Raw genomic sequence first — 24,021 nt, forward strand, 5'->3', positions numbered from 1 at the left:
CATCGCCGATGGTAGTGTGGGGTTTCCCCATGTGAGAGTAGGTCATCGTCAAGATTAAATTCCGAAACCCCTATCTGCGTATGCAGGTAGGGGTTTTGTTTTGTCCGCAGGAAAGTTCGTACAGCAACATCGGACCGCTCCATCAAATACATCAGTAGGTCCATTGTCTTATTGGGCTGCCTGTTCAGATATCTTGTCTATCAAACTGTTGGTTTTTGTTTCTCCGTCTACTTTGAGGGGAGGGATCTTTGTCGCAACCAGCTTCTTTTGATCCTCATTTGCGCTCTCAAGAGAGTTGCTTAGAATCAGCAAAAGATTGTATTTTCCGTCTTCTGAAGCTGATGGGATATTTTCGAGTGCAGGCTCTATCACCCTCGGGTCTTCCAGGCGATATAAAAACTCCGAAGCGTAAACCCGAATGGTTTTATCATCGTTTGTTGCTGCTTTGAGCAGGCGATTTATATCAGCAGGCTCAATATCTTGTTTTATGCCCTCAAAATTCGCATTCGGGTTCCGTGAAATTTGGCTCAGAGCCACCAGCGAACCTAACTGCATGCGATAACTGGCATCATCTTTGGCCAGGTTATCGAGGAGCGGTTTGACGACCGCATCACCACTTTTACCGAGTTGATCCCTGGCACTGCGGCGCAGCTTGACTCCATCTGAGTCCAGGTACTCAATCAGTTGTTCGGTAGGTGCACTTGAGACCCGTTGGTTTTCCGGGACTTCTTCGGCATAAGCTACAGGGAAAAGGCTAACGGTTGTGTCCAGGCGTTTTGTCGGGATGTAGTGGGCAAATGTACCCTCTAGTGTCGTGCACCCCCCGACAGCTGTGGCGACAAGTTTATGTGTGCGGGTATTTATGATCGTCGTTTTGGCTTCATTATATTCCCATTCAATCGTCGAACTGGATGCAAGAAGGGGCACAATCTCTCCTGCGTCGATGCATTCAAACAGTCGTTCAGTGTCACCCAGTAGGGTTATGCGTAGCATTAGCTTTGATGACTTTATTTCTTTGCCGAAAATAAAGAACCCCCAATTTTCTTTGCCGGGTAATAGTCCTCCGACATACTCACGGTCGCCGATGAGTTCAACGGATTTAACCTGTTCTTGTTTGATGTCTCCAGATAGCTTGATGTGAACGTAGCGCTCTGACATTTGATTCAGCAATACGGTGAATAGTCCAATCGCTATGGCGGCCACTCCCATAAAAGTGATGGACTGTCCTGGGATGCTCACGGACGCGGTAGAACCAAACGCACCAAGAATAATGCTGAGTCCGGCACAGATCACAAGCACTTCAAGTACCCAGTTCATGGGAAAGAAAATCATACAGGCTCCACCGAGGAGCAAAAGCACGAAACCTACAGCCAGCCCGGCTTTGAACACAGGTCCCGTATGATTGGGCCAACCAGCATTATTCTTGGCATGCTTTTCATTTTGCGTTTTAGGAATGGGTTCTTCGTTGCCCGAAGGTGGTAATGGCTGATCGTTCGGCATTTCCTGAACTCCTTGTCTGGATGAAAGGCGCAGTAGTAATCGATTGGATTGCCGTGAAAGTGTCCTTCTGCTTACAACGTTAGTGTATGAGTGTACCGGCGTTGGGTTTGTAGATAAGCGGTGGCAGGTTGCGCACCAGCGAGGCTGAGCAGCAAACAGAGGGATATCGTTGCCATCTTGATAGACATGAACTATTCAAGGAATAATCCCTGAAGCGGTTGCCGTGTTTTGGTATGGTGCAGCTCGTTTTTTAACGGACTGATTTCAAGCCTACGGATCGGCATCTCCTCTATAGTCAAAGAGCCGCTGCAGAAATGCCTGAGCCAATACCAATCAAGGACCACGAAAAAGAGACGCGCCTGGTCAACAAAAGACTGATGGCCTGCGCCTTGTTCGTCGTCGCTATTACCTGCGCGCTGGTGGTGCGGCTGTATGTTCTGCAGGTGGTCGAGTACGACTACCACTCGACGATCTCCGAAAACAACCGTGTACACGTATTGCCGATCGCCCCTACCCGCGGGCTGATCTACGACCGCAACGGCGTGGTACTGGCGGACAACCGGCCCAGTTTCAACCTGACCATCACTCGCGAACGCGCCTCCGACGTCAAAGAAGAGCTGGATGAGGTGGTCAACCTCCTGCACCTGCCGGCTGAAGACCGCACGCTGTTCGACAAGGCGATGAAGCAGGCTCGACACCCCTTCGTGCCCGTCACCTTGTTCTACGAACTCAGCGAAGAACAGATCGCGGTGTTGGCAGTCAACGAGTTCCGTTTGCCAGGAATCGACGTAGAGCCACAGTTCGTTCGCCACTACCCGATGGGCGCACACTTCGCACACTCGATCGGCTACGTCGGCCGCATCAACGAGAAAGAATCCAAAGCCCTGGATACGGTGGAATACCGTGGCACCCAATCCATCGGCAAAACCGGCATCGAGAAATTCTACGAGCCCGAGTTGCACGGCCATGTGGGTTATGAAGAAGTCGAAACCAACGCTCAGGGTCGCGTGCTGCGAGTGCTCAAACACACCGATCCGGTCCCCGGCAAAAACATCGTATTGAGCCTCGACGTCAAACTTCAGGAAGCTGCCGAGGAGGCGTTGGGCGATCGCCGTGGCTCGGTGGTTGCTCTCGATCCCTCGACTGGTGAAGTGCTGGCCATGGTCAGTAAGCCAAGCTTCGACCCGAACATGTTCGTGACGGGCATCAGCTTCAAGGAGTACGCGGCGCTGCACGATTCCATCGACCGGCCGCTGTTCAATCGTGTGCTGCGTGGGCTCTACGCGCCGGGTTCGACCATCAAGCCGGAAGTGGCGATCGCCGGCCTCGATGCCGGGGTGGTCACCCCGCAGACCCGCGTCTTCGATCCGGGTTATTACCAGCTACCGGATTTCGATCATAAATACCGTAACTGGAACCACAGTGGCGATGGCTGGGTGGACATGGACGCGGCGATCATGCGCTCTAACGACACCTACTTCTACGACCTGGCGCACAAGCTGGGCATCGACCGTCTTCACGACTACATGGCGATGTTCGGCCTCGGTGAGAAGGTCTCGCTGGACATGTTCGAAGAGTCTGCGGGGTTGATGCCATCCCAGGCCTGGAAACGCGCCACGCGCCGTCAGCCGTGGTTCCCTGGTGAGACAGTGATCCTCGGCATCGGTCAGGGCTACATGCAGGTCACACCCCTGCAGCTAGCTCAAGCCACCGCGCTGATCGCCAACAAAGGTGTATGGAACCGACCACACCTGGCCAAAACGGTGGATGGCGTAGCGCCGGTGGACGAGCATCCGATGCCGAACATCCTGCTCAAGGACCCGCGTGACTGGGAGCAGGTCAACCACGGCATGCAGATGGTGATGCACGACGCTCGCGGGATTGCCCGCGCGGCAGCGGCGGGGGCTCAGTACCGTATCGCCGGCAAGAGTGGGACCGCGCAAGTGGTGGCGATCAAACAGGGTGAGCGCTACAACCGGGCGAAAACCCTGGAGCGCAACCGTGACAATGCCTTGTTCGTCGGTTTCGCCCCGGCCGAACATCCGAAGATTGTCATCTCGGTCATGATCGAAAACGGCGAGGCCGGTGGTCGCGTTGCCGGTCCTGTGGTGCGGCAGATCATGGATGCCTGGCTACTCGATCAGGACGGTCACCTGAAGCCGCAATACGCTGTGCCGAGCAAAGGGCCGGGCGACCCTCACGTCTAAGCGATCAAGGCTTCACAGCACAGGCTCACAAAGATTGAGTATGTGCTGGCGGGTTAATCGATTGCGAACATTATCTCAGCTCGCCTGCCCTGCCGGGCAGCCCCCAAGTTTGTCGCAAATCCCGACAACCAATGAGACGACGAACAACCTGTTACGGTCTTGAGACACCTGCTATTGAGGATTAGAATTTTTGGGCTAAAGAGTGAATGACGGAGCATTTGCCCGGGTCACACATCTGGCGTGAGGGAGGTAGCGATGTTCCTTTCAACCCTGGAAATTCAAAACATCATTGAACACAGTTTTCTGCCCGCCGTGTGCACTTGCAGCATGGAGGCGGACCAGTCCCTGACGATTCGGGTCTGCGATTGCATGACCGGCAAAGTGGATCTGGTGGCCACTCATGTTCCGGTATGGACACTGGACAGCCCCCACGCGATTGCATCGCTGGTGGCTGATATGCGGCAAGAAATCGAGGCTCACAAAGGCATTCACCCTCCGTTTTACCGCTGAACCTGCGTCACGCCGCACCACGTTGGCGGTGCGGCGTGAATCCCGAAGCCGAGAAGGATCCGGCCACCGCCGAGTACCTCTACGGGCGAAGCTCCCTGTAGGAGCGAGGCTTGCCCGCGAAGAGGCCCTCAAGATCACTGCAGCATCAAGCTCCAGGCACCGGGCAACTCATATCGCCTTCCTCACACGTGAGGTAGCGATTGAAGGTTTCGACGCGCGCCTTGGTCAGGTTGGTGGTGCACAAGCTGTAGATCAGCGGATACACACTGCCACCCGACACCGTAGAGGTCGAAAACTCACACTCGGCATCACGAAACGCCACCCAGTTGCGTTGCGCACTGACCAGCAGCTTCTTGGCATCGGGATTGTCTTTCAATCGTTTGGTGATTTGCTGGTAAAGTGTGTTCAGCTCTTTATCAGCTGCTTTGTACTGCTCGGCGGCGCACTGATTCATGGTGCCCTGATCGTTCGCATTGGCACAGTCCACGGCATGCGCCACGGTGGTGAACAGCAGCGGCGTCAGTGCCAGGAGAAAGCGTGGGTGCATGGGTGATTCTCGTGGGGACATTGGAAAGTTGAGGTGCAGTGTAGCGAAGCGGATGGTTAATCAACGAATCTGCCGCTCGCCACAAAAGCGCTGCGCTGTTCAGAATTTATACCTGCCACTCCAGACACTTCTCATTCGATTCATATTCAAGCCAGGACACGTCATGGGACGTCCAGATATGAGCCTGAGGTGCCATTTTCGGATCATCGTCGAGAGTCGCCACGCGAACGATTACATGGGGTTGGGTCAAGCGCTCTGCCATCAGATGCGATCCGCAGATCGAACAGAAATGCCGAAGCTTGCCCGGCGACGACTCATAGGTGCTTAGCCGGTCCTGTCCTTTTATCCAGCGAAAATGCTCACGCATGACCCCGGCCGTCGAGGCGAATGCCGCTGCGTGTGCCTTGCGACAGGTGTGGCAGTGGCAGTGACTGATGGGCATGTCGAGGCCATCAAGTTCGTATTCGATGGCTTTGCACAAGCAGCTGCCATGCAAATTATTCATGGGGTTTCCCTGGTTGCGTGGCCGAGATGGCAGCAGCGGTGGCTGCCCGAAATAGGGCGTCAGCCGTGGCTTCGATATCTTCGCGCATGTGCAACTTCGCTAGCCAGCCGTCAGGGATGGCCTGCACACCGTAGTGAGCCCCGGCCAACTGGCCGACAATGGCGGAAGTGGTGTCGGCGTCATCGCCCAGGTTCGCGGCTTCGAGGATGGCGGCTTCAAAACTGTCAGTGTGGTGAAAGCACCACAAGGCCGCTTCCAGTGATGCAACGCAGTAACCGGTACCGCGAATATCGTCTTTGGATTTTCCGAGGTAATCGCCGCGGGCGATGCTCGCGACCTTCGGTTCCACGAACGTCGTCTCTGGCAGGCTCTGCAAATCCGGCTTGGGCGCGCCTTGCAATGCCTTGCGGATCAGATCGGCAAGCAACTGACAGCATTCAAGTGCCTCCGGCGCCGCATGGGTAGTGCGCGAGCTGTCTGCGGAAAACCTCCTGATCCGGTCGGGGTCGGGAAAGTAGTACAACACTATTGGCGCTAATCGCATCAGCGAACCGTTGCCGGCCGTATAGGGATCGGTGGATCCCGCGAATGGCTGACCGGTTTCCTGATAACGAGCCAGCGCTTCACGGACGGTCATGCCGATGTCGAAGCATTCGCCGGTTGAACTCAGGTAACCCCATTGCCACCAGTTGAGATAACGGCCCATTTGGTCGGCCGCATCAAAACCTTTTTTGTTCAACAAGCTTTCTGCCAGGCAAAGTGCCATGGACGTGTCATCGGTCCATTGGCCTGGCTTCAGATTGAACGGGCCGCCCCCAACCATATCGGTCAGAGGGGCGAATGAGCCGCGCGGCTGGAATTCGGCATGGGTGCCAACGGCATCCCCACAAGCAAGCCCCAGCAGGGTTGCGCGATAACGTTCCGTGAGTGAGGGCTGCATGAATCTTCCTTGTAAGGTTCCACGTCGCCGCAAACGTTAGCAGTTTCGGCTCGCCGACTCCCCCTTCAAACCAGAACTTATGGCCAAAACTGAGGCCGAATATTTCAGGTACGGGTGATTGCCGCACCCGTTTGATACAACTTTAAGGTTGGTCTTATGGTCTTTACAGGCCTACTGTTCAATACAGGAGGTGACTTATGAACCCAGCATCAGATCGCATCGAAAGGAAAATCCTGCTCAAGGTGCCGCGCTCGCAGGTCTGGCGTGTGCTGGCCAATGCCGAAGCCTTCGGGCAATGGTTCGGCGTGGCACTCGAAGGTAAGCGCTTTGTTGCCGGCGAGTGGACCCAAGGGCAGATTACTTACCCTGGTTATGAGCACTTGTTGTGGAATGTACTGGTGGAGCGGGTCGAGCCGGAGCGGGTGTTTTCGTTTCGCTGGCACCCGTATGCGGTGGAGCCGGAAACCGATTACTCCCAGGAGCCCACCACGCTGGTGAAGTTCGAACTCCAGGATATGGACGAAGGCACGTTGTTGACGGTTGTCGAGTCTGGTTTCGATCACATCCCTCAGTCGCGCAGGCTCAAGGCGTTCCGCATGGACAGCCGGGGTTGGGATGAGCAGATGAGCAATATCGAAAAATTTCTGGTAGACACTAAGGATCATGAGCGTCAGGGCGGCTGATGGCTGCAGGCCACGTAAATCGGGGCTTCAGGGCATAATGGCTGGCTCGGCTAGGAGTTTTCGGAAGGGCGGCTATAGCGAATGTCTTACACGCAGTAGTAGCTAAGTCTTCTATTGCAGATTGGATCCGAAGCGTAATCTAGCTTCATCAACTGAAGCACAGGAAGTGCTCCAGGGTCACGGACGATCGACCATAGCAAGGATTGCTGCCGACAGGGAGTCGATATGGTCTTGGGAAAAACCCGCTTCGGCGGGTTTTTTTTCGTCTGCAGAAAACTGAAGCCCGTTTCAGGCGCTGAATGGTCAATGGCTTACACGTAGCCGGTGGTATGTCGTCTTTTGAAGCGTCAACGATGCGTCTAATCTGGATCCATCAACTGAAGCACAGGAAGTGCTCAGGATCACGGATGATCGACCATACGCCAGGATGGCTGCCGACAGGATGTCGCAATGGTCTTGAGGAACCCGCTTAGGCGGGTTTTTTTATGCCTTTGATTTGGCTGATTCTGGTGTACACAAAACTGCTAAATCGCCTGAGCGCGCAGCCGGGCGATGTCCTTGCTCGGCGAAGCACCGAACAGACGGCTGTATTCACGGCTGAATTGCGAAGGGCTTTCGTAGCCCATTTTGTAGCCGATTGACGAAACATCGCTGTTCTCCAACAACAGCAGCCGTCGGGCTTCCTGCAAGCGCAATTGCTTCTGGTACTGCAACGGGCTCATGGCTGTCACCGATTTGAAGCGGTGATGCAGCGCCGAGGTGCTGAGATTGATCATCTGCGCCAGGTTTTCGATGCTCAGGGGTTCGGCGTAATGGTTGTTCAGCCATTCGATAGCACGGCTGACGCGATGGGTTTGGGTGTCGGGGATAGCGATTTCATGCAAGCGCTGGCCCTGCTCGCCGCGCAATAACCGATAGAAGATTTCCTGTTGCGCCAGTGGTGCCAGGGTCGCGATGTCGTCCGGTGTTTCCAGCAACCTCAGTAGCCGCAACACGGCATCAAGCAAGGGTGCGTCGATCCGGTCCAGAAACAGACCACGTCCAGTGGTTTTCACCCCGGGTACCCCGATTGGGCTGACGTCGGCGATCAAACGGCAGATCTGCGCCGGGTCAATGTCCAGACGCAAACACAGATAAGGCCGATCCGGGCTGGCCTCGATCACTTTGCCGGCCAAGGGCAGGGTGACCGACACCACCAGGTAATTGAGCGGGTCGTAAACATAGCTTTCAGCGGCCAGGCGTACTTCTTTGCGTCCTTCGACAATCACACACAGTCCCGGTTTGTGCACTGTGTGCAGGTCTTCGGTGGGATGGTCGCTGCGGATCAGGTGCAAGTTCTTGATCGGTGTGGCGTGAACGCCGTACCCCGGGGCAAAGCGCTTCATCAGGCTCACCAGTTCGGCGCGCCGAACGTCGATGCCGTCCTGGGGTAGGGCATTCGCGGAAATGGAAGTCGTCATGCTGAACATCTCCCTGGCCGATGGTTGAATCGGGCTAGTAAAACCGATTGTGTTCTTGTCGGCCAGCGTCGGTTTCGCTGGTACAGGATCGTGCAAGAACCCAGGAGAAACCGGCTAACGAAACCCATCGAAGCGTCCCTACTCTGGACCTGTCGCAACGTCCCCTCGGGGATATTCCAGCCTCCAGATAAGGAAAAAGTCATGTCCAACATTCAAGGCAAAGTGGTTGTCATTACCGGCGCCAGCAGCGGGATCGGCGAGGCCAGCGCACGTCTTCTGGCCAGTCAGGGTGCTCATGTGGTGCTGGGTGCTCGACGCGTCGATCGCCTGGAAACACTGGTCGCAGAACTCAATGAGGCCGGCCAGAGCGCAGCGTTCAGAGCGGTGGACGTCACCCGCCGCGATGACGTGCAGGCCTTCATCGATTTCGCCGTCGAACGCTTTGGCCGGGTCGATGTAATCGTCAACAACGCCGGGGTCATGCCCCTGTCGAAACTCGAGGCGCTGAAGATTGAGGAATGGGACCGAATGATCGACGTCAACATCCGTGGCGTCCTTCACGGCATCGCTGCCGGGTTGCCATTGATGCAGCGTCAGCGCTGCGGCCAGTTCATCAACATTGCCTCCATCGGTGCCTACACCGTCAGCCCGACCGCTGCCGTTTATTGCGCCACCAAATTCGCCGTGCGAGCGATTTCCGAAGGTTTGCGCCAGGAGGTCGGTGGCGATGTGCGGGTCACGGTGATTTCTCCTGGCGTGACCGAATCCGAACTGGCCGAAAGCATTTCCGATGCCGGCGGCCGCGCCGAAATGCGTGAATTCCGCAAGATCGCCATACCTGCCGAGGCTATCGCTCGGGCCATTGCCTACGCCATCGATCAGCCGGCCGATGTGGATGTCAGCGAATTGATCGTGCGGCCGACGGCCAGTCCGTTCTGAACGGTCACCTATTTGTGTATTGCGTCACGCCTTGCCGCAGTTGCGGGCGCAGCGCAGCGGGCACGTGATCAATATTTCGTCGATTGTCGGCTTCGATGGCGGTTATGCCGGTTGGGGCAGTTACGTGGCGAGCAAGTTCGCCCTCGGTGGCGTGACCGAAGCGCTGGCGGCAGAAGTTCAGGAGTTGGGAATCAAAGCCACCGTGGTTTATCCGGGGCCGGTGCGTACGGGGTTTCTGTCCAGCGCGTCGCTGGCCGTTGCCGAGCGCAGAATTGATGATTACACCGCTGCGCAAGCGTCACTGGACCTGCATCAGAACACTCTTGATGGTCAGCAAGCCGGCGACCCGGACAAGATTGCCTTGGCAATCATCCAGGCGGTCAACGTCAGTGAGCCGCCGCTGCACTTGTTCATGGGCCAGATTGCGGTTGACCTGGCACAGCAGAAAATTACCCGGGTGCAGCAGGACTTGAACCAGTGGAAAGCCATTTCGCTGGCAACGGATTTTCCGGCCTGAGTGACTGGCTGCGGGATCGATAGCTCCCGCAGCCTTTTTTTTCACTGGCGATCGAGTTTCGCCGCTGCACGTTCGGTGATTTCCGAGCGCAATTTCAACGACGCGGCAGCGCGTTTGCGGGCTTCCTCCAGCACGCTGACCGGCGCTGTCTCGGGACTGCCCGAAGCAAACGGCGGCGCCGGGGCGTATTCCAGCTGCAACTGCACCAGTTGCGCCGTGTCCTTATCGAACAATTCGGCCGCCAGGGTCAGGGCAAAATCGATCCCCGCGGTGATCCCGCCACCGGTCAGCAGATTGCCGTCGCGCACCACCCGATCGTTCACCGGGATCGCTCCCAACACCTCGAGCAATGGGTGATACGCCCAGTGAGTGGTAGCGCGCTTGCCCTTGAGCAACCCCGCCGCGCCAAGCACCAGCGCGCCGGTGCAAACCGAAGTGACATACTTCGCGTTAGCCGCCTGAGCCTTGATGAAGGCCAGGGTTTCGTCATCCTCCATCAACGGCCCGACGCCGCTGCCGCCGGGAATGCAGATCACATCCAGCGGCGGGCAATCGTCGAAGGTTGTGGTCGGTTTCAACACCAGTCCGGTACTCGCGGTGATCGGGACCAGGTCCTTCCAGATCAGATGCACTTTCACGTCCGGCAGCGAGGCCAGCACGTCATAAGGGCCGGTCAGGTCCAGTTGTTGAAGCTGTGGAAACAACAGAAAACCGATCTGCAACGTCATGGCGTTTTTTCTCCTGGTTGGGGTGGACGGCTTCACTGTAGGCTCGTAGGATCTGGCGCATACGCCAATAACCCCACGAATTACGCCAAACATGTTGAACAACCCGAAAACCATTCATGTGCTGGCCTTTGCCAATGTGCAAGTGCTCGACGTCACCGGGCCGTTGCAGGTGTTTGCGTCGGCCAACGACATTGCTCACCAGCAAGGTTTGCCGCCGCCCTATGCGCCGTCGGTGATTGCCAGCGGTGGCGGGGCGGTGATGTCGTCGGCGGGGCTGGCGCTGTTGGCGGAGCCGCTGCCGGATCAGGGCAGTGACACCTTGATCATTGCCGGCGGCTGGGGCGTTTACGCGGCGGCGAAAGACGAGTCGCTGGTGGCCTGGGTACGTGAGCACGCGACGGGGTGTCGGCGGGTGTCATCGGTGTGCACCGGGGCGTTTTTGCTGGCGGCCAGCGGTTGGCTCGACGGGCGGCGGGTGGTGACGCACTGGACCCGTTGCGAGCAGTTGGCGCAGCAGCATCCCAAACTACAGGTCGAACCCAACCCGATCTTCATCAACGACGGCCCGGTCTGGACTTCGGCTGGGGTCACTGCGGGCATCGACCTGGCCCTGGCGATGGTCGAAGAAGACCTCGGCCGAACCATGGCCCTGGACGTCGCCCGGCAACTGGTGGTGTTTCTCAAGCGTCCGGGTGGCCAGTCGCAGTTCAGCGTGACCCTGTCTTTGCAAAAGGAAGGCAATCGTTTCGACGATCTTCATGCCTGGATCAGCGAAAATCTAACTAAAGACCTCGGCATCCCGACCTTGGCCTTGCAGGCCGGCATGAGCGAGCGCAGCTTCGTCCGTCACTACCGCGCCGACACCGGCCAAACCCCGGCGCGGGCCATTGAGCTGATTCGGGTCGAGACTGCGCGACGGCTACTCAGCGACACCGGTGTGCCGATCAAACGGGTCGCGGTGCAGTGCGGGTTTGGCAGTGAAGAAACTTTGCGCCGCAGTTTTCTGCGGGCCATGGGCGTGACACCGCAAGCCTATCGCGAGCGGTTTTCCGTCAGCTCTCCAGCAGATCCAGTATTGTCTTCAGCGTCGCCTCAGGCGCTTCTTCGGCCATGTTATGCACGACGCCTGCCAGTACTCGGTGTTCGTAAGGGCTGGTAAGCCGCTGTTTGAGAGGGCTGACTCAAATCGACTCGGGGCCTTTACCTCAGGCCTCCACGTCCGCCACCTGATTGAAATACTTCGACCGATCCGGCGTAAACGTCACCATCATTTTGGTCCTGGAACAGGTCAACGCCCGTTCTGCGTTCAAATCGATATCCAGATCTTCCCCGCGCAACCCCTGCCATTGGGCGAGGTATTTGAGGGATCCGTATTTTTCGAGTTTTTTCAGACTGCGGCTGACGCCACCTTTCCAGCCTAGCACCGGAAGTTCACCGGTGAGGCATTGTCGGGCGAGGTCGGGGAAGCGGGCGGCGCGTTGGCGACCGATTTCCCAGCATTTGATCAGGCCTTTGTCGTGGCCCTCCCACAGTTCATCCCGGTTCAGGCCTGACCGGAGTGGGGTGTCGATGCTGCGATGGATACGCTGGGTCATTCTGGTTCCTTGAATTCGGGTTTTGTTGGACAGCTCCGCTGTGCCCGTTGACGTGGATGGTAGGGATGGATGTAAGCGCTGGCAACAAGGTATTTCTGGATGTAGGAATGAGTTACCGCGTGTTGATTGGGCTGGTTTTGTTTAGTGATTGTAGGTTCGGCCTACCTGGTTCTGTGGCGAGGGGGCTTGCCCCTGTCCGGTTGCGCAGCAGCCGTAAAGCCAGCAAATGCGGTGCTTCTGGAGGAATTTGGTTGTGGATTTCAGGGCCGCTGCGCGCCCCAACGGGAGCAAGCTCCCTCGCCACAGGGGTATGTAGAATGTGTTTTTGTTTACTGCCTGTAAGCCTTTCTCCTACAAAAAATGCAGTGAAAGCAGGCATTTCCGACAGGTTTTGACGACAGTAAGCCTTGTGTGGGGCTGATGGCCCTTTCGCGGGCAAGCCTCGCTCCTACGGATTCACGCTGAACCTGTGGGAGCGAGGCTTGCCCGCGATGCCGGCGCCTCGGTCTCAAGGCTGCCAAAAGTTTTTCTCCCCGCTCAACTTCCTGTTCAGAAAACTCGCCGCACTGATCAGCGCCAGGTGCGTCAGTGCTTGCGGTGTGTTGCCCAGATGCCGGGCATGGCTGTCGAACTCTTCGGCGTACAGCCCCAGCGGGTTGGCGTACTTCAGCAATTGCTCGAACTCCAGGTGCGCCTTTTCCACTTGGCCGGCCCGGGCCAGGCATTCGACGTACCAGAACGAGCACGCGGCGAAGGCGCCTTCGGTGCCGGGCAGGCCGTCGATCTGGCTGTCGTCGTTGCGGTAGCGGTAGACCATGCCCGCGCGCACCAGGGTTTTCTCGATGGCTTCGAGGGTCGAGATCCAGCGCGGATCCTTGGCGCTGACGAAGCGCACCAGCGGCATCAATAGCATCGAGCCGTCGAGGCCGGTGCCGCCGATGTGCTGGACGAAATGTCCGCGTTCTTCGTTCCAGAAGTTGCTCCAGATGTCGGTGTAGATCGCTTTGCGGGTCTGGTCCCAGCGGGCGAACGGGGCGGGCAGCGAGCGTTTGGAGGCCAGCCGGATGGCGCGGTCCACGGCCACCCAGCACATCAGTCGTGAGTGCAGGAAATGATATTGCTCGCCGCGCATTTCCCAGATGCCGACGTCTTTTTGCTGCCAGGTTTCGCAGACCTGATCGACCACTTCCACGGTGTGTTTCCAGCCTTCATGGGAAATCGCTTCACCGTGCTTGTTGACCAGGTACACCGCGTCCAACAGCTCGCCGAAGATGTCGAGCTGGATTTGATCGTAGGCCTGATTACCGATGCGTACCGGTGTTGCGCCGCCATGACCGGCCAAGTGTGGAAGTTCGACTTCCGGCAGTTCCTGACGGCCATCGATGGCGTAGAGGATGTTGAGTTTCATCGGCTTGCCGCGGCAATCGCTGACCCTGCCGCGCAGCCAGCGCATGTAGGCGTTGGCCTCCTCGACGAAGCCCAGGCGCATGAAGGCATAGACGGTGAACGAGGCGTCGCGGATCCAGGTGTAGCGATAGTCCCAGTTGCGTTCGCCGCCGGGCGTTTCCGGCAGGCCGAAGGTGGCGGCGGCGAGGATGGCGCCGTGCTTGCGTGAGGTCAGCAGCTTCAGGGTCAAGGCCGAGCGATTGACCATTTCCCGCCAGCGACCGCGATAATTGGACTGGCCGATCCAGTCGCGCCAGAACTTCAGGGTGCGCTCCAGGCACAGTGCGGCGGCGCCTTCCTTGAAGCGCGCATCATCAACGCCGCCGAGCAAGAACTCGGCGCTCTGGTCTTGTTCAAGGATGAATTCGGCGACGGCTGCATGGCCCTCGACGCGTAAGGGCTGATCCGAACACAGCTGCATGGCTGGCTGGCCGGTGGCCTCGAAACATACACTCCGGTCACGTGCGCGGGCCTTGGTGGGAGCCCGGGCATAGTCATGATGAACAGCGCAGCGCATGCGGATCGTCACTTGTCCGCTGACCACTCGCACCCGGCGCATCAGCATCGGCAAATCGTCTTCGCTGTCGCCGATGGGCAGCAGGTCAGTGACCTCGACCACCGCGTGATCGCTAAGCCAGCGGGTTTGCAGGACGTTGGTGTCGGGCAGGTAAATCTGCTCGCGACGGGCGTCGGGCAGGTCCGGGGCCAGTTGGAAAATGCCGGCTTCGGGGCTGTCCAGTAGCGAACAGAAGATCGACGGACTGTCGAATTCCGGCCAGCAGAAAAAGTCCACGCTGCCCTTGTCGTTGACCAGCGCCGCGCTGCGCATGTCGCCAATGATGCCGTGGGCGTCGATGGCGCTTTGTCGTTCGGAATGATCAGCCATTGCCGCAGAACTCCGGGGGACTGAGGGCCTAACTAGCTGACCAACGGGATCAGGCAGGAGTTCACTGGTGTATGAGTCACGTTAAAGGCCTGGGACTTTGTCATTCATCGGGCGCGATCAACTGAGCAGGCTTCAACAGCTCCAGCAGTCTTGATCTGGCTTGCGGATTTTTGCCATAGCGGGCAGCCACGTAGGCGTCGAGCAACTGAGTGAAGTCCGTTGCAATGCTGCTGCCCTTGAGCGTCATCACCCGCTCGCCGTCCATGTACACCGGTGCCGAAGGGTGTTCCCCGGCGCCAGGCAGGGAGATGCCGATGTCCGCCAAGCGGCTCTCGCCCGGGCCATTGACGACGCAGCCCATGACCGCGACATGCATCTGTTCGACACCGGGAAATTGCACTTTCCAGGTCGGCATTCGCCCCTGGAGAAAGCCTTCGATCTGCTGCGCCAGTTCCTGAAAGAAGCTGCTGGTGGTACGTCCGCAGCCAGGGCAAGCCACCACTGTGGGGGTAAATGCGCGCAAGCCCATGACTTGCAGAATTTGCTGCGCAACCAGCACTTCACGGGTGCGGTCGCCTTTGGGTTCAGGGGTGAGGGAAATTCGCAGCGTGTCCCCGATGCCTTCCTGCAACAGCACCGCCAGCGCGGTGGAGGAGGCGACGATACCTTTGGAGCCCATGCCCGCTTCGGTCAACCCCAGGTGCAGCGGAAAATCACAACGTGCCGCGAGGTTGCGGTACACCGCGATCAAGTCCTGCACATGGCTGACTTTTGCCGACAGCACGATCCGGTCTGCCGACAAGCCAACGTCGATGGCCCGTTGCGCATTCTCCAGCGCCGACACCACCAGCGCTTCACGCATCACCGCATCGGCTTCCAGCGGCAAGGCCAATGCCGCGTTGGCGTCCATCATCCGTGCCAACAAATCCGGGTCCAGGCTGCCCCAGTTGACGCCAATCCTCACCGGTTTGTCGTAGCGGCAGGCGACCTCGATCATGCTGCAGAACTGCTCGTCGCGCTTGACGCCTTTGCCGACGTTGCCGGGGTTGATGCGGTACTTGCCCAGTGCCTCGGCGCATTCGGGATACGCCGCCAACAAGCGATGACCGTTGAAATGAAAGTCACCCACCAAAACGGCACGTTGATATTGCGCCGGTCCAGCAGGTCGCGAATGTGTGCCACCTGAGCTGCCGCGTCATGACTGTTGACCGTGATCCGCACCAGTTCGGCACCGGCCAGGGCCAGGCTTTCGACCTGAAGAGCGGTGGCCGTGGCGTCGGCGGTATCGGTGTTGGTCATCGCCTGCACCACAATGGGCCCATCGCTGCCCACCGTGACGTGGCCGATGGTCACTTGTCGGGTTTTGCGTCGAGTGATTGCGCTGTCCATGGATTCGACTCCAGGTGGTCGCGGCTTACTGACGAGCAATCAGCCCGTCGGGAAGGCGGAAGTGAACATGTTCTTCGCGCCCTGGCAGGTTCTCGATCTCGAGCGGGGCGATCCGTTTCAGGGCGTTGAGTACGTCGTCGACCATGGCCTCGGGCGTTGAGGCGCCGGCGGTAATGCCCACGGTAGATTCATGGTTAAACCATTCGTTGCGAACCGCACTGCCATCGGCGATCAGGTAACTGGGCTTCCCAGCTTGCGCGGCGATATCACGCAACGTCACGGAGTTGGCGCTTTGGGCGCTGCCGATCACCAACACCACATCGACGCATTGGCTCAGTTCACGTACTGCCGTTTGGCGATTCTGCACGGCATAGCAAATGTCACGGGTGTCCGGCCCGATGATATGAGGATAACGCCGCTTGAGTGCCTCGACCACCGCACGGGTGTCGTCGACACTGAGAGTGGTTTGGGTGATATAGGCCAGTGGGGTGTTCTGCGAAAGCTCAAGGGCGGCGACGTGCGCTTCGGTTTGCACCATCACTACCGGGGCGGGAATTTGCCCCAAGGTGCCGATTACCTCGGGATGATCCGGTTCACCAATCAGGATCACCTGATAACCTTTGGCGGCGTACTGACGGCCATGGTTATGCACCTTGGTCACCAGCGGACAGGTGGCGTCCAGCACCTGTAATCCCCGCTGATGAGCCTCGTTTTCCACCTCTTTGCCCACGCCGTGGGCGCTGAAAATGGTGACGGCATTGGCTGGTACTTCATTCAGGTTTTCGACGAACCGCGCTCCCTTGGCTCGCAAGTCATCGACCACGTGCTGGTTATGGACGATTTCGTGTCGCACATAGACCGGTGCACGGTGGTGTTTGAGAGCCTGTTCGACGGTATCGACAGCGCGAACTACACCGGCGCAGAAACCTCGGGGTTGGGCGAGGATGACTTTCATGGTGATGCCTTAGGATCGGATTCTTATCGCACGCTTTTCTCTATGTGGCCTGCGATATGGGATCTGAATACGCGGGGTCGTAACGCCACCACCAGGAAATTGAAGAAATATCGACTATTTCCCTACAATTATCCGGGAAGGTTTCGGTCAGAGTTCCCCCCTGATAAGCAGCTTGACCGTCGATTCCATTCAAATAGCGGTATCTAGGGTTTTTACTTATCCATTCCAACCCCCCACGCCAGTAACAATCCAGACTTTGGATATATGCTTCAACTTCGGGTGATGCTTCTGCTAACACAGATTCTCTCAGTCGCATATACAGGCCGGCAGTGTTGTCGCGCAAACTGAAGGCTTTTGCTAATGCTTGTTCATGAGTAATTCCAGTACGCTGTTGAATCAGCGAGACAATATTATGTTGTCGGTCCTCGGGCTCTCTTGCCAGTTCCTTGGCATACGAAAAAAAGTCACTTTCCCAGACAATCATCATGGCAGCCATTTCGGTCAGAGCGCATAGACGTCGATCCTCCATTTTTAACTGGCTTATATTAACCAGGGTGCTGATATGGCCAAGAGTTGGAAAAACCATTCCGCCACCTGAACTGAGACGTAGGAGTGCGCAATCGCTCATGGTCGGTTGTGGATTGACCAGTTTTCCTACTTCGACCATAAAGTAGCCACGTTGAGTATTTACAAATCTAGAGGTGTGTAATGGAGTTGTATATTTGTCCAGTCGTAGACGTATGTCGCGTAAGGCCATTGCAAAGTTGTTTTCAGGGTAAGCGGGGACTTCGGGGGATTCGATCGAGCGTTGCATCTGTAACATGGCGGTAATGGACAGCGCCGGTTTTTTACTCATTGAACCTTCGTCGCAGTACTCATCGTCAAATGAGAAAGCCCAAAGAATATAGTCCGACATGATTTGTGCGACTTCAGCATTCGCTGCATAAGGGTACATCAACGCCCCTAGGCGGCCACATCCAATGCGGGACAGACGTTGCCGATGTTTTTTATCACTGTATAAATGCCATTTATCCATCCACGAGATAGTGCCTTCCTCAAGTTTTTCACTTTCTGGGTAGATTCGATACGGCAATGGACAATTGATATTGGGTAGCGTAAGAGTGGTCATGTAACCTCCTTGTGATATTTTTAAACGGAGTCAGATTTTTTCGCTTGGCTTCCTCATAATCACGCTATACGTCGAAACCTTACCCTTAAGCAGCGCCACCGACCAGTTCTCCGCCAGCACCCGCAACTCTTCCAACGCCCCCGTCACTCCATTCGGAAACAATTCCTTGTTTTCAATATTGGCTTTCGAATCCATCAACCAGCGAGCAACATCAATGTTGGAGGGCAACACGCGCATGTCATGTGTGGTGAAACCACTCTGCTCCAGCACTTCTCGAAAGTACGCCGGTGATTTGCGGTGTTTGCAGGCCAGGCGATCGACTTCGTCCGGAGTATCTGAGGTGTAAGTCTGAAGTTCGGTGTTGTAGAGATTGTCCGAAATGACCACGACACCCCCTTCGCGTACCCGAGAGGCGAGGGCGTGCATGGTGTTTTCATAGAGTTCATTCGGGAAATGCGAGATCACGCCGCGAATGATCACCAGGTCATAAGGCTCATCAGCGTCGGGTAACAACTCGACGTCCTTGGCATTGCACAGGTACAGATTGATGCGATCGGACAGTCTCTGTTCGGCGTGAAACTTTGCGCAGTAGTCGAGTTGGCGCCGACTGACATTGACCCCGTCCAGGCGCTGGCATTTCGGAAAGTATTCGGCCAGGTATTTGAGGATGTAACCCCATCCACAGCCAACATCCAGAATACGTTTGACGCGCCGATCGCGCTTTTTCAGACCGGCCAGTTTCAGCTGACGCTCGAAGTAACGAATACCTGACTCATCGAGGCTGATTGGCGGCTTCGACCGTGGATCGTCATAAACACCGAACTGGAACAGCCGACAATCACCGATGGCCTTGCCCCAGTCCTCCGGGCTGTCGCCATAGGTGTACACGACCTTTTCCTGGTAGCTGTCGACGGTGGACCCTTTAATGACCTTATAGGGTGGGCGCACTTTATTGGCGGTGACAGGTTGTTTGGCCCGTTTGGCTGGTGTGTTCATTAGTCTCTCTCCTTGTGAATATTCACTTCATGCGCTTGCCCACAACGAGACATTGGGCGTTGCGCTGCCGTTGTTGGAAAACGCCAAGTCGTGCGTGCTCAAAAACGCCTTTATCGAGCGCGTGATTCCGGGCGCATCGAGCCCGCACAAACTCAGCAATTTCTCGGGTGCGCCGTGTTCGATGAAGGTATCGCTGAAGCCCAATTGCAGCACCGGAGGTGAATGGCCGACTGCCGCCAATTGTTCGAGACACACCGAGCCGGCGCCGCCCATCACGCAACCTTCTTCAACAGTCACCAGCAGGTCATGGTCCCGGGCCAATTGCTCAACGAGGGCGCCATCGAGCGGTTTGATAAAGCGCATGTTGGCGACGGTGGCATCGAACGCTTGAGCGGCTTCAAGGGCTGGCAGCAACATCGAGCCAAACGCCAGGAGGGCGATGCGATAGCCGGTGGGTTGCGCCGAGGTTCGGCGGATTTCACCTTTGCCCACCGGCAAGGCTTCCAATACCGATGACACATCGATCCCGTTACCCGACCCGCGTGGGTAACGCACGGCGCTTGGGCCTTTCAGGAGGAGGGCGGTGTGCAACATTTGCCGGCATTCGTTTTCATCTGTCGGGGCCATGACGGTCAGGTTCGGTATGCAGCGCAGGTAGGCAATGTCGAAGGCTCCGGTGTGGGTGGCGCCGTCGGCACCGACGATACCGGCCCGGTCGATGGCGAATACCACGGGCAGATTCTGGATCGCGATATCGTGAATCAGTTGGTCGTAGGCCCGTTGCAGGAAAGTCGAGTAGATCGCCACTACCGGTTTCAAACCATCGGCCGCCAAGCCCGCCGCGAAGGTCAGCGCGTGTTGTTCGGCAATCCCGACGTCGAAAAAACGGTCGGGGAAGCGCCGTTCGAACTCCACCAGGCCTGAGCCTTCGCGCATCGCCGGGGTAATGGCCACGACCCTTGGGTCAACGTCGGCTTCATCGCATAACCAGTCGCCGAAGACTTGGGTGTACGTGGGCTTGCTGGCCATCGATGGATCGATTCCGTGTGCCGGGTCGAATTTTCCTGGGCCGTGATACAGCACTGGATTCGCCGCAGCCGGTGTATAGCCGTGACCTTTTTCCGTGACGATGTGCAGCAGTTGCGGGCCGCGCTTTTTTTTCAGGGCGTGCAGAGCAGGGAGCAATTCGTCGAGGTTGTGACCGTCGATGGGGCCGGTGTAGTTGAAGCCCAAGGCTTTAAAAAAAGTCGCATCGGTTCCTGACCCTTTTACCTGCTTCAGTTTCCCGAAGTACTCGCGCAAGGCCCCGACCGGGGGCGAGATCGACATGTCGTTGTCGTTGAGGATCACCAGAAACGGTAACTCCTTATATAAGCCGGCATTGTTCATCGCTTCGTACGCCATGCCGCCGGTTACCGCGCCGTCGCCGATCACCGCAACGCAATGGCGAGGTTGTGACTGATTACGAGCAGCCAGGGCCATGCCCAACGCCGCCGAGATGGAGGTGCTGGAGTGCGCTGTGCCAAAGGTGTCGAATTCAGATTCGCAGCGGCGGGGAAATCCGGAGATTCCGCCGAGTTGACGAATGTTCGTCATCGCGTCACGTCGGCCGGTGAGGATTTTGTGGGCGTAGGTCTGATGGCCGACATCCCACACGACCCTGTCGTTGGGGGTGTCGAACACGTAATGCAGCGCGATACTCAATTCCACGGTGCCGAGGTTGGCCGACAGGTGCCCTCCGGTTTTCGCGACGCTCTGCAAAATGAACGCCCGCATTTCGTCCACGAGTGGGCCGAGGGCGGTGAAATGCAGTGCTCGCAAATCAACGGGGCTGTCGATGGTCTTGAGTAATTCGAACATGCTCGATTCCTTTCCTTGAACGTTGTTCCGGTGCGCTCGCTGAAGCGGTATTCAGTGCAAGCGATTGATGACCAGATCGACCAGGCCATGCAGCGGGTCGGTCCTACCGGGCAGGGTTGTCAACGCTTGTTGGGCTTGTTCACCTAGCTGCTGTGCCAGTTGCCTGGACCGCTTCAGCCCGAGCATCGAGACGTAGGTCGGCTTATGGTTTTTGGCGTCCTTGCCGGCGGTTTTGCCCAGCGTTGCGGTGTCGGCGGTGGCGTCGAGGATGTCGTCGACGATCTGGAACGCCAAGCCGATTGCGTTTGCATAGCGATCCAGGCGGTCAAGGTTCTCTTGCGTGGTTTCAGCGCACAGCGCTCCCATGCGGACACTGGCGTGTATCAATGCACCGGTTTTCATCCGGTGCATGTGTTCGAGTTGCGCGATGTCGAGTTCAGCGTCGATGCTGGATAGATCGATCATCTGCCCGCCCACCATGCCCGTGGAGCTCACCGCGATGGCCAGCTCTCTGATCAGCAGCACCTGACAAGCAGCCGACACCGGTGCCTGGCTCAAGGTGATGAAGGCCTGCGCTTGCAAGGCATCTCCGACCAGAATCGCGGTGGCCTCGTCGTACTGCACATGCACGGTTGCTCTGCCGCGTCGCAGGTCGTCATCGTCCATGGCCGGAAGGTCGTCATGCACAAGTGAATACACGTGCATCATTTCCAGAGCGGCAGCTACCACATTCAGCGCCGGACACCTGGCAGCGACGGCTTCTCCGGCGGCGTGACACAGCAGGGGACGCACGCGTTTGCCAGGGCCCAGAACGGCGTAGCGCATGGCTTCATGCAGGCGTGCCGGGGTTTCATTACTGGCCGGCAACGTATGTTGCAGTGTCAGCTCTGTGCCGTGCAGCACTGCCTGTTTCCAGGCTTCGAACGTCTGGGGCGCAGGTGTCTGGTCAATGTTCGGCAATGGTGTTCCCGAAGCCATCCGGTGGCTGTTGTTCATGGCGTGTCTCTCGTGATCAGGAAAAGGGACCGGCCTGACGGCGGGTTTCTGCGAGTTCTTTCCAGGCGCTGATTCCGACAGGTCCGGTGGTCTGGAGTATTCGACGGAACCAGAAGGTGAAGCTCTCGGGGGCAGCGGCAATGCGCTCGCAGATTTGCGAAAGCGTCAGCCACTGCCAGGCGTGGGCTTCCTCGGGATTGGCGATGGGGTCGCGATCGCTGATACCGACGAATACGTGGTCGAACTCGTGCTCGATCAGCTGGTTTGAAACCTGTTCGCGGTAGAGCAGGGTGGAGACTTTACGCAGCGAGCAGGTCATGCCCATTTCTTCCTGCAAGCGGCGTTTTGCCGCCGCCATTGTCCGTTCGCCAGGCCGAGGGTGACCGCAACAGGTATTGGTCCACAGGCCTTGAGAATGGTATTTGCCAAAGGCGCGTTGTTGCAGCAAGAGACGGCCGGCATGGTCGAAAATGAAGATCGAGAATGCTCGATGCAGGAGGCCTTGTTGATGGGCCTGTAGTTTGGGCGCACAGCCCTTTTTGCGATCGTGCTGGTCGACCAGAATCAGTAACTCTTCCATAGCAAGACTCCACTATTGTGTCTTCGCTACTGGACGTTACTACTGACCAGACTATCTAGGGAAATTCAGACGGTGTTCATGTTTGGTTCGAATCTAGTTGGCGGTTTTGTGTGCTGCAAGTTTTTCTAAGAAAACCTAGCAGAAATATCAGGGTGAATCGGAATGTTACAGCGCCTATATGTTCTTGGTTCTACCGGGTCTATTAGTGACAGTACTTTAGAGGTAGTTGCACGTAATTCGGACGCCTTTGTTGTGTATGCATTAAGTGCGTATCGCAATATGAGAAAGTTGTTCCGGCAATGCTTGAAATTTCATCCGGCATTGGCAATTGTCAGTGAGCCCCGTCACGCTAGAGGTTGACGAAGGCCCTGCTCGGACGATCTTTTGATCCTCGAGGGTTTATGGCACCGTGCACGTCCAAAACGGACGTGAGGATCCCATGGCAAACCCCTACCGCGAGCTGTTCCACGCCCCAGGCGCACGCGCCTTTGTGCTGGCCGGCATGATCGCGCGCATGCCGATTTCCATGACCGGCATTGGCCTGATCACCATGCTTTCGCAGCTCCAGGGCGGTTACGGATTGGCCGGCTCCATCGCGGCGACCTTTGCCTTGGCCACGGCGATTTGTGCGCCGCAGGTTTCGCGGTGGGTGGACCGTTTTGGTCAAAGCCGGATCTTGCCGGCGTCGGCGCTGGTCGGTGGCGGCGCGCTGTTGCTGCTGTTGCTTTGTACCCGCTTGCAGGCGCCGCACTGGACGTTGTTTGTGTTTGCCGCGCTGGCCGGTTGCATGCCGAGCATGTCGGCGATGGTGCGGGCGCGCTGGACCGAGTTGTATCGCGGCCGCCCTGAGTTGCAAACCGCTTATGCGCTGGAGTCGGTGCTGGACGAGGTGTGTTTTATTGTCGGGCCGCCGCTGTCGGTTGGGTTGTGTGTGGTGGCATTCCCCGAAGCTGGGCCGTTGGTGGCGTTGTTGATGCTGGCGATCGGGGTCACGGCGTTTGTGTTGCAGCGCGGTACCGAACCGCCGGTGCATCCTTATGAAGAACACCATCAGGGCTCGATCATCCGCTCGAGCGAGATCCAGTTGCTGATACTGTTGATGGTCGCCTTGGGCACCATCGTTGGTGTGGTGGATGTGGTCAGCGTCGCGTTCGCCGAGCAGCAGGGGCAACCGGCGGCGGCGAGTATTGTGCTGTCGGTGTATGCCATCGGCTCATGCCTGGCCGGGTTGGCGTTCGGCGCGTTGCGCTCGAAACTGCCACTGCCTCAACTGTTCCTCTACGGCGGGGTGGCGACGGCGGTGACCACGTTGCCGTTGTTGCTGGCGGCCAATATTGTCGGGCTGTCGCTGGCGGTGTTCGTCGCCGGGCTGTTCTTTGCCCCGACCCTGATTGTGGCCATGGCGCTGGTGGAGCGCATCGTGCCACCGGCCAAACTCACTGAAGGCCTGACCTGGCTGGTCACCGGCTTGAGCATTGGCGTGGCGATTGGCGCGGCCAGTTCGGGCTGGCTGGTGGATGCGTTCGGTGCGCGCAGCGGGTTCTGGGTGTCGATTGCTGCGGGTGCCGTGGTGATGGGTTCGGCGGTGCAGAGCTATCGGCAACTCAAGTGATAACTGACTGCTGATCCCACAGGTAAACCTCATCCATCCCA

The 24,021-nt window shown here is 57.6% G+C and carries 23 protein-coding genes and 2 pseudogenes; 8 read left to right on the forward strand and 17 right to left on the reverse strand.

The window, feature by feature from the left end:
• Positions 1-168: 168 nt before the first annotated feature.
• Positions 169-1,500, reverse strand: a complete 1,332-nt coding sequence (locus TU81_RS23375; protein ID WP_048396705.1) for a hypothetical protein — start codon at positions 1,498-1,500, stop codon at positions 169-171.
• A 314-nt stretch (positions 1,501-1,814) separates the two neighbouring features.
• On the opposite strand from TU81_RS23375, the gene mrdA reads away from it, so the two are divergent.
• Together mrdA and TU81_RS23385 are read left to right on the forward strand one after the other, a co-directional pair.
• Positions 1,815-3,707: a penicillin-binding protein 2 gene (gene mrdA / locus TU81_RS23380; protein ID WP_048396707.1), complete on the forward strand. Its 1,893-nt coding sequence runs from the start codon at positions 1,815-1,817 to the stop codon at positions 3,705-3,707.
• A 255-nt stretch (positions 3,708-3,962) separates the two neighbouring features.
• Positions 3,963-4,217 carry a DUF1652 domain-containing protein gene (locus TU81_RS23385; protein ID WP_030131459.1) on the forward strand — a complete coding sequence of 85 codons (255 nt, stop codon included), beginning with the start codon at positions 3,963-3,965 and terminating at the stop codon, positions 4,215-4,217.
• A gap of 145 nt (positions 4,218-4,362) precedes the next feature.
• Here the strand turns inward: TU81_RS23385 and TU81_RS23390 are convergent, their stop codons facing one another.
• From TU81_RS23390 to TU81_RS23400, 3 genes are all read right to left on the reverse strand, one after another.
• A complete protein-coding gene (locus TU81_RS23390; protein ID WP_048396709.1) occupies positions 4,363-4,764 on the reverse strand; it encodes a lysozyme inhibitor LprI family protein in 402 nt (133 codons plus the stop codon).
• Positions 4,765-4,870: 106 nt separating this feature from the next.
• Positions 4,871-5,269 carry a GFA family protein gene (locus tag TU81_RS23395; protein WP_038982307.1) on the reverse strand — a complete coding sequence of 133 codons (399 nt, stop codon included), beginning with the start codon at positions 5,267-5,269 and terminating at the stop codon, positions 4,871-4,873.
• A complete protein-coding gene (locus tag TU81_RS23400; RefSeq protein ID WP_038982308.1) occupies positions 5,262-6,209 on the reverse strand; it encodes an ADP-ribosylglycohydrolase family protein in 948 nt (315 codons plus the stop codon). The genes TU81_RS23395 and TU81_RS23400 overlap by 8 nt, the downstream gene beginning before the upstream one ends.
• Positions 6,210-6,406: 197 nt before the next feature.
• Between TU81_RS23400 and TU81_RS23405 the strand changes: the two genes are divergently transcribed.
• Positions 6,407-6,892 carry an SRPBCC family protein gene (locus TU81_RS23405; protein ID WP_038982309.1) on the forward strand — a complete coding sequence of 162 codons (486 nt, stop codon included), beginning with the start codon at positions 6,407-6,409 and terminating at the stop codon, positions 6,890-6,892.
• A gap of 524 nt (positions 6,893-7,416) precedes the next feature.
• Here the strand turns inward: TU81_RS23405 and TU81_RS23410 are convergent.
• On the reverse strand, positions 7,417-8,352 hold the full coding sequence (locus TU81_RS23410) for an AraC family transcriptional regulator (RefSeq protein ID WP_038983655.1): 936 nt from the start codon (positions 8,350-8,352) through the stop codon (positions 7,417-7,419).
• Positions 8,353-8,553: 201 nt separating this feature from the next.
• Here TU81_RS23410 and TU81_RS23415 point away from each other — a divergent pair, with 201 nt between their 5' ends.
• Complete coding sequence (locus tag TU81_RS23415) at positions 8,554-9,291, forward strand: SDR family oxidoreductase (RefSeq protein WP_038982310.1); 738 nt, start codon at positions 8,554-8,556, stop codon at positions 9,289-9,291.
• 10 nt (positions 9,292-9,301) lie between these two features.
• Positions 9,302-9,808, forward strand: coding sequence for an SDR family NAD(P)-dependent oxidoreductase (locus tag TU81_RS23420; protein ID WP_267885943.1), 507 nt, complete (start codon positions 9,302-9,304; stop codon positions 9,806-9,808).
• Positions 9,809-9,849: 41 nt separating this feature from the next.
• Here TU81_RS23420 and inhA read toward each other — a convergent pair whose 3' ends face one another.
• Positions 9,850-10,536, reverse strand: a complete 687-nt coding sequence (inhA, locus tag TU81_RS23425) for an isonitrile hydratase (RefSeq protein ID WP_038982311.1) — start codon at positions 10,534-10,536, stop codon at positions 9,850-9,852.
• Between the two features lie 91 nt (positions 10,537-10,627).
• Here inhA and TU81_RS23430 point away from each other — a divergent pair.
• A pseudogene (locus tag TU81_RS23430) lies at positions 10,628-11,614 on the forward strand (GlxA family transcriptional regulator); the annotation flags it as partial.
• Here the strand turns inward: TU81_RS23430 and TU81_RS31040 are convergent.
• From TU81_RS31040 to idi, 11 genes and pseudogenes are all read right to left on the reverse strand, one after another.
• Positions 11,589-11,693, reverse strand: a pseudogene (locus TU81_RS31040) (alpha/beta hydrolase); the annotation flags it as partial. The pseudogenes TU81_RS23430 and TU81_RS31040 sit on opposite strands and share 26 nt — an antisense overlap.
• A gap of 48 nt (positions 11,694-11,741) precedes the next feature.
• Complete coding sequence (locus TU81_RS23435; RefSeq protein WP_038982312.1) at positions 11,742-12,131, reverse strand: hypothetical protein; 390 nt, start codon at positions 12,129-12,131, stop codon at positions 11,742-11,744.
• A gap of 508 nt (positions 12,132-12,639) precedes the next feature.
• A complete protein-coding gene (locus tag TU81_RS23440) occupies positions 12,640-14,463 on the reverse strand; it encodes a glycoside hydrolase family 15 protein (protein ID WP_048396712.1) in 1,824 nt (607 codons plus the stop codon).
• A 100-nt stretch (positions 14,464-14,563) separates the two neighbouring features.
• Positions 14,564-15,562 carry a flavodoxin-dependent (E)-4-hydroxy-3-methylbut-2-enyl-diphosphate synthase gene (locus TU81_RS23445; RefSeq protein ID WP_231983828.1) on the reverse strand — a complete coding sequence of 333 codons (999 nt, stop codon included), beginning with the start codon at positions 15,560-15,562 and terminating at the stop codon, positions 14,564-14,566.
• Positions 15,457-15,852 (reverse strand): flavodoxin-dependent (E)-4-hydroxy-3-methylbut-2-enyl-diphosphate synthase, encoded by a 396-nt coding sequence (locus TU81_RS30840; RefSeq protein ID WP_231983818.1) that lies wholly within the window; start codon positions 15,850-15,852, stop codon positions 15,457-15,459. The genes TU81_RS23445 and TU81_RS30840 overlap by 106 nt, the downstream gene beginning before the upstream one ends.
• 25 nt (positions 15,853-15,877) lie before the next feature.
• Complete coding sequence (ispH, locus tag TU81_RS23450) at positions 15,878-16,807, reverse strand: 4-hydroxy-3-methylbut-2-enyl diphosphate reductase (RefSeq protein WP_048396714.1); 930 nt, start codon at positions 16,805-16,807, stop codon at positions 15,878-15,880.
• 40 nt (positions 16,808-16,847) lie between these two features.
• On the reverse strand, positions 16,848-17,936 hold the full coding sequence (locus TU81_RS23455; RefSeq protein WP_048396716.1) for a terpene synthase family protein: 1,089 nt from the start codon (positions 17,934-17,936) through the stop codon (positions 16,848-16,850).
• Between the two features lie 30 nt (positions 17,937-17,966).
• Entirely contained in the window at positions 17,967-18,932 is a 966-nt protein-coding gene (locus tag TU81_RS23460) for an SAM-dependent methyltransferase (RefSeq protein ID WP_048396718.1), read from the reverse strand.
• A gap of 27 nt (positions 18,933-18,959) precedes the next feature.
• Entirely contained in the window at positions 18,960-20,792 is a 1,833-nt protein-coding gene (gene dxs / locus TU81_RS23465; protein ID WP_048396720.1) for a 1-deoxy-D-xylulose-5-phosphate synthase, read from the reverse strand.
• A 51-nt stretch (positions 20,793-20,843) separates the two neighbouring features.
• On the reverse strand, positions 20,844-21,788 hold the full coding sequence (locus TU81_RS23470; protein ID WP_231983819.1) for a polyprenyl synthetase family protein: 945 nt from the start codon (positions 21,786-21,788) through the stop codon (positions 20,844-20,846).
• A 16-nt stretch (positions 21,789-21,804) separates the two neighbouring features.
• Positions 21,805-22,368 (reverse strand): isopentenyl-diphosphate Delta-isomerase, encoded by a 564-nt coding sequence (idi, locus tag TU81_RS23475; RefSeq protein WP_048396722.1) that lies wholly within the window; start codon positions 22,366-22,368, stop codon positions 21,805-21,807.
• A gap of 162 nt (positions 22,369-22,530) precedes the next feature.
• Here idi and TU81_RS29820 point away from each other — a divergent pair, with 162 nt between their 5' ends.
• Both TU81_RS29820 and TU81_RS23480 read left to right on the forward strand, forming a co-directional pair.
• The gene (locus TU81_RS29820) at positions 22,531-22,728 is read left to right on the forward strand and encodes a hypothetical protein (RefSeq protein WP_082157873.1); all 198 of its coding nucleotides are present in this window, start codon (positions 22,531-22,533) and stop codon (positions 22,726-22,728) included.
• 79 nt (positions 22,729-22,807) lie between these two features.
• Complete coding sequence (locus tag TU81_RS23480) at positions 22,808-23,980, forward strand: MFS transporter (RefSeq protein ID WP_048396724.1); 1,173 nt, start codon at positions 22,808-22,810, stop codon at positions 23,978-23,980.
• Positions 23,981-24,021 lie beyond the last annotated feature (41 nt).

It is taken from the genome of Pseudomonas lini (assembly GCF_001042905.1).
GTDB lineage: Bacteria > Pseudomonadota > Gammaproteobacteria > Pseudomonadales > Pseudomonadaceae > Aquipseudomonas > Aquipseudomonas lini.